This is a genomic window from Segatella intestinalis, from assembly GCF_029348455.1.
Taxonomy (GTDB): Bacteria; Bacteroidota; Bacteroidia; order Bacteroidales; family Bacteroidaceae; genus Prevotella.
Window position 1 is genome coordinate 285,703 of sequence record NZ_JARJVV010000001.1, and the last position, 6,137, is coordinate 291,839.

The 6,137-nt window shown below is 47.8% G+C and carries 3 protein-coding genes; all 3 read left to right on the forward strand.

The genetic code is table 11. The features are described 5' to 3' along the window. Window positions 1-10: 10 nt before the first annotated feature. The 3 genes from P3T48_RS01140 (at window position 11) to dnaK (ending at window position 5,528) form a co-directional block, all read left to right on the forward strand. The gene (locus P3T48_RS01140) at window positions 11-2,824 is read left to right on the forward strand and encodes a M16 family metallopeptidase (RefSeq protein WP_276505297.1); all 2,814 of its coding nucleotides are present in this window, start codon (window positions 11-13) and stop codon (window positions 2,822-2,824) included. 334 nt (window positions 2,825-3,158) lie between these two features. Then, window positions 3,159-3,413: a hypothetical protein gene (locus tag P3T48_RS01145; protein WP_276505298.1), complete on the forward strand. Its 255-nt coding sequence runs from the start codon at window positions 3,159-3,161 to the stop codon at window positions 3,411-3,413. 201 nt (window positions 3,414-3,614) lie between these two features. After that, a complete protein-coding gene (dnaK, locus tag P3T48_RS01150) occupies window positions 3,615-5,528 on the forward strand; it encodes a molecular chaperone DnaK (protein WP_022251655.1) in 1,914 nt (637 codons plus the stop codon). Window positions 5,529-6,137 lie beyond the last annotated feature (609 nt).

A 6,137-nucleotide genomic window follows, 5' to 3' on the forward strand; every position in this document is an offset into this window, starting at 1 on the left:
AAGAAATTTAATGAAGAAACAATTATTAGGTCTGTTCCTTCTCTCTATACTTCCTGCCTCGCTGTTTGCTCAAACTGTGGAGCAGGATGCATCCATCCGTCAGGGCAAGTTGAAGAACGGACTCACTTACTACATTCGTCATAATGCCAAGGAGGCAGGACTTGCCGACTTCTATATAGCCCAGCGTGTGGGCTCCATCTTGGAGGAACCTCGCCAGCGTGGCTTGGCTCACTTCCTGGAGCACATGGCGTTTAATGGTACCAAACATTTCCCTGGCAAGGGTAAGCAACTGGGTATCGTGCCTTGGTGCGAGACCATCGGTGTGAAGTTTGGTACCAACCTCAATGCCTACACATCAGTCGACCAAACGGTTTATCACATCGGTTCGGCTCCCATCAAGCGCGAAGGTATCATCGACTCCTGCCTCTTGGTGCTCAACGACTGGAGCCAGTTTATCAACCTTGAACCCAAGGAGATAGACAAGGAGCGTGGCGTCATCCACGAGGAATGGCGCAACCGCCGTACGGGCATGGCCATGCAGCGCATGATGGAGAATGTGATGCCTAAGATATACAAGGGCAGCAAGTATGAGGACTGTCTGCCTATCGGCAATATGGACATCGTGGATAACTTCCCTTACCAGGACCTGCGTGACTACTATCAGAAGTGGTATCGCCCCGACTTGCAGGCCATCGTGGTGGTGGGTGACTTCGACGTGGATATGATGGAGAGGAAAATCCAAAAGCTCTTTGGTAAGATTAAGGCACACAAGAATCCTGCCGAGCGCATCTACTATCCTGTGACGGACAACGACAAGATGATTGTCGCCATCGAGAAGGACAAGGAGCAGCCTATCATCCTCGGTCATCTCTATATGAAGAGCGAGACCACTCCAGACAGCGAGAAAAACAGTGTGAAATATCAGCGTGAGGATTACATCAACGGTTTAATCACCTATATGCTCAATGGTCGCCTTTTGGAGAAAAAGCAAGTGGCCAATCCGCCTTTCATGAGTGCGACGGTGAAGAACGGTGCGTTCTTCGTTTCCCGCACCAAGGATGCCTTCAGCCTGAGCATCAGTTGCAAGCAGGACAATGTACTGGGTGGCGTTTCGGTAGCCGTAGGCGAGGTGGAACGTGCCCGTCAGCATGGTTTTACACAGAGTGAGCTGGAACGTGCCAAGAAACTCTATCTCAATGCTGCCGAGCGACAACTGAAGATGGAGAAAGACTATAAGAACTCTCACTATGTGAGCCAGTGCGTGAACAACTTCTTGGAGGGAGAGCCTATCTTGACCCCTACTTACAACCTCCAGTTGGTGAAACTGTTTGATGGCGAGGTGAGTCTTGCCGAGGTAAATAGTCAGGTGGGCGAGATAATCACCGACAAGAACCAGGTGTTCATCATGTATGGACCCGACAAGGATGGTTTCGTGGTTCCTTCGGAATCGGAAATTGAGAGCACCGTGCTTGCCGCACAGCAGAAGAGTTACGACGCTTACCAGGAGGAGCAAGTGCCAGCTACCTTGATGGCGGCCTTGCCTGCACCAGGCAAGATTGTGTCGGAGAAACCATACGGCAAGTTTGGCATGACGGAGATAGTCTTGAGTAATGGCATGAAGGTGTATGTGAAGTCCACCGACTATCAGGCCGACCAAATCACCATGAGCATGAGAGGCGAGGGCGGTACATCCGTCTATGGCAACGAGGACATACCTAACTTCGCCTTCTTGAGTGGTTCCATCACGGAGGCGGGTGTGGGCGACTTCACGGCCACTCGTCTTCGCAAGGTATTGGCAGGAAAGTCCTTGAAGTTGGCTCCTTCCATCACCAGCGAGGGACAGCGTATCACAGGCACCTCGTCAGTAAAAGACTTGGAGACGATGCTTCAGTTGGCTCATCTCTATTTCACTGCTCCTCGCAAGGACAGCATGGCGTTCGAGGGAATGATGAACCGCAACCTTTCGCTCCTGAAGAACCGCAACGCCAGTTCGAAGGTTGTCTATAACGACTCCCTCTCGGCTACTCTGTACGACCACAATGTGCGTATGGCTCCTGTAACCGTGGAGATTGCAAAAAAAGCGGATTACAACCGCATCTTCGAAATCTATCGTGAGCGTTTCAGCGATGCGAGCAACTTCAATACCGTCTTCATCGGCAAGGTCGATATGGCGCAGCTTCGTCCGTTGCTCTGCCTGTATCTCGCCACCCTGCCTTCTACCCACAAGGCAGAAAAGAGCAACAAGGCCAACGTGCCTCAGATTGTGAAGAAGAACGAGGTGGTGAAGTTCGTGCATAAGCAGGAAACTCCGCTTGCCAACGTGAGCGTGTTCTATACAGCCAACGTCCCATTTTCGCCTAAGAACGACTTGGTGCTCGACATGTTGACCCGTGTCCTCCAGATCGCTTACACCGACTCGGTACGTGAGGAGAAGGGTGGAACATACGGAGTGGGCGTAAGCTTCAACCTCGAGAAGGAGGACAATCCGAATGCCTTGCTTCGCATTTCCTACAAGAGCGACCCCAAGCGTTACGAGGAACTGAATCCAGTCATCTACAAGCAACTCCTGAACATCGCCGACCATGGTCCTGTGGCAAGCAGTATGGATAAGGTGAAGAAGTATCTGAAGAAGCAATACGGACAGATGGCAATCACCAACGACTACTGGAGCTATGTCATCTGGCACCAGCTCGACGACGATGCCGACTTCGACAAGGATTACTGCAAGATGGTGGACAACCTGACAGCTTCTGATGTGCAGAAAATGGCTAAGGAGTTGTTGAAGCAGAATCATCGTGTAGAGGTTACCATGCTCTCGGAGTAAGGATCAGAAAAAAGATAGTATGGCGTTTCTTGCATATATATTTGTATGCGGAAACCTATTATCTATAGTTGAGAAAAAAGAAATTCCCAGTTAGGAAAAAATATTTTGTCAGTTGATTGACAAGTTTTCCCTAATTGGGATTTTCTTTTCTACTGAAGGTGCGAAACTTGACAGTAATATCACATATTATAAATAACCTATGAGGTAAATCCCCAGGACCCATAAATTCCCAGAACTCATAAAATGGAATAAAACCTAAAAAGTGATGTGGAAGTATGGCTTTTTAGGTTTTTCTTGTTACTTTTGTATCATGTTATCGAAAAGTCAAAACAAAATGAATACAGATTTCACCAAGGACAGCATCGAGTCGGCCTATTGCTTCTTCCATCAGAAGTTGCGTGTGTATGAATATTCCACCAGTCCCACTCAGCGTGATGATATAGAATATGCCATCAGCCAATATGTAGATGGGATGAATCCCGCGCTCTACCAGTTGTTGGCTAATGGCACTCCGCATTATCTGCTCGACCATACTACTTTCGAGCAAGATATGCGCCATGCCATCGAGTTGCTCGATAGCATGTTGTAGAAAGAAGAAAATAGCAACTTATGACAATTTGTCAGCCAGCGTGTGTCAATATTACCATTGGCACACGCTTTGTTATGATAGGTAGCGTAAACACTTAGAGATGAGGCTCCCGATAGATGCATATCTTCGGCAAACTTCCAGTCTGGGTGTTAATGAGATTTTATAACATGTTAATAACGAAAAAATAAAAACAAAATAATTATGGGAAAAGTAATTGGAATTGACTTGGGTACCACAAACAGTTGTGTTGCCGTTTTCGAAGGTAGCGAACCAGTTGTAATCGCTAACAGTGAAGGTAAGCGTACTACTCCATCAGTAGTAGGTTTCGTTAAGGATGGTGACCGCAAGGTAGGTGATCCTGCTAAGCGTCAGGCCATCACAAACCCTAAGAACACTGTATATTCTATCAAGCGTTTCATGGGTGAGACATACGCTCAGAGCCAGAAGGAAGCTGAGGCAATGCCTTACACAGTAGTAAACGAGGGTGGTTATCCACGTGTTGAAATCGAGGGTCGCAAATATACTCCACAGGAGATTTCTGCGATGGTTCTCCAGAAGATGAAGAAGACAGCAGAGGATTATCTCGGACAGGAGGTTACAGATGCAGTTATCACCGTTCCTGCTTACTTCTCTGACTCACAGCGTCAGGCAACTAAGGAGGCTGGTCAGATTGCAGGTTTGAACGTTCAGCGTATTGTCAATGAGCCTACAGCCGCAGCTTTGGCTTATGGCGTTGACAAGGCTAACAAGGATATGAAGATCGCCGTATTCGACTTGGGTGGTGGTACATTCGATATCTCTATCTTGGAGTTCGGTGGCGGCGTATTCGAGGTACTTTCTACAAATGGTGATACTCACCTGGGTGGTGATGACTTCGATCAGGTAATCATCAACTGGTTGGCAGATGGTTTCAAGGCTGAGGAAGGCGTAGATCTCCGCAAGGATCCTATGGCTATGCAGCGTTTGAAGGAAGCTGCAGAGAAGGCTAAGATTGAGTTGTCAAGCTCTACATCTACAGAAATCAACTTGCCTTACATCACAGCTGTTGACGGTATGCCAAAGCACTTGGTTAAGACTTTGACTCGTGCACAGTTTGAGCAGTTGGCTCACAACCTGATTCAGGCTTGTCTCGTACCTTGCCAGAATGCCGTTCGTGATGCTAAGCTCTCTACATCAGATATCGACGAGGTTATCTTGGTTGGTGGTTCAAGCCGTATCCCAGCCGTTCAGACACTCGTTAAGAACTACTTCGGTAAGGAGCCTTCTAAGGGTGTTAACCCAGATGAGGTAGTAGCAGTAGGTGCAGCTATCCAGGGTGCCATCTTGAACAAGGAAGAGGGTGTTGGCGACATCGTATTGCTCGACGTTACTCCATTGACTCTCGGTATCGAGACTATGGGTGGTGTGATGACAAAGTTGATCGACGCTAATACAACCATCCCTTGCAAGAAGAGCGAGGTGTTCTCTACAGCAGCCGACAACCAGACAGAGGTAACTATCCACGTACTGCAGGGTGAGCGTCCAATGGCAGCTCAGAACAAGAGTATCGGTCAGTTCAACTTGACTGGTATTGCTCCAGCTCGTCGTGGTGTTCCTCAGATTGAGGTTACCTTCGATATCGATGCCAACGGTATCTTGAACGTATCAGCCAAGGATAAGGCTACTGGTAAGGAGCAGAGCATCCGTATCGAGGCTTCATCTGGTTTGAGCGAGGACGAGATCAACCGCATGAAGGCTGAGGCAGAGCAGAACGCTGCTGCTGATAAGGCTGAGCGCGAGAAGATTGACAAGATGAACCAGGCAGACAGCATGATCTTCACCACCGAAAACTTCTTGAAGGATAACGGTGATAAGATTCCAGCAGACAAGAAGCCAGGCATCGAGCAGGCATTGCAGCAGTTGAAGGATGCTCACAAGGCTGGTGATGTTGCAGCCATCGACACTGCCATCAACAACTTGAACACCGTAATGCAGGCAGCTTCTCAGCAGATGTACCAGGGTGGTCAGCAGGCTGGTCCTCAGGGTGCACAGGGTGCTCAGGGTGGTCAGCAGTCACAGGGTGCTAATGATGGCGCTCAGGATGTTCAGGACGCCGACTTTGAGGAGGTCAAGTAAGATAGATAATTATCAAAAGAGATAAATAAGAAAAGGAGTGTTACTCAGTGAGTTGCGCTCCTTTTTTCTTTGTACGCTCGGCATGTGCATTATCTAACGGGTGCAAGTCCCGAGTAAGCCCTAATAGCGGGAATTACATAGCCAAGAGCAAGGGTGTTCTTCGCAAGGTGAAATCTGAAGGAAGCTGGCGGCAAACATCTGACCTAACGAACAGGAACTTCATATAAGGCATTTAACCATGGATAAGATTGCAAAGCAAATCAAAGTCCCATAGCTATTCGGAATGGTTGGCGTAAATGAAGTCGGTATAAGATGAAAAGATAATGCCCTTATCCGAGGAGGTCTCACGGACGCTTTAAATAGTTTTTTTACGAAAGAAGCGGAGTAAAGCTTGCCGTGAGAAGTCAGTAGCGTTATAGTATTCAATACTCGATAACGTGCATGAAGGGCTGAACCTAACAATTAAGTGATAGTAATTGAAACGTACCTCATGATTCCTAAGACATCACCAAATTTTTGAGAGCTTTTTTGTGTTAAAATAAGCAAAATAGCCCCCAGAAAGCATATAGGCATACCTACCCCTGTAGCAGAAGAAGACAATTTTTGACT

Coding starts and splice junctions, on each gene's coding strand:
- P3T48_RS01140 (WP_276505297.1), top strand. CDS start 11: ATGAAGAAACAATTATTAGGTCTGTTCCTTCTCTCTATACTTCCTGCC.
- P3T48_RS01145 (WP_276505298.1), top strand. CDS start 3,159: ATGAATACAGATTTCACCAAGGACAGCATCGAGTCGGCCTATTGCTTC.
- dnaK (WP_022251655.1), top strand. CDS start 3,615: ATGGGAAAAGTAATTGGAATTGACTTGGGTACCACAAACAGTTGTGTT.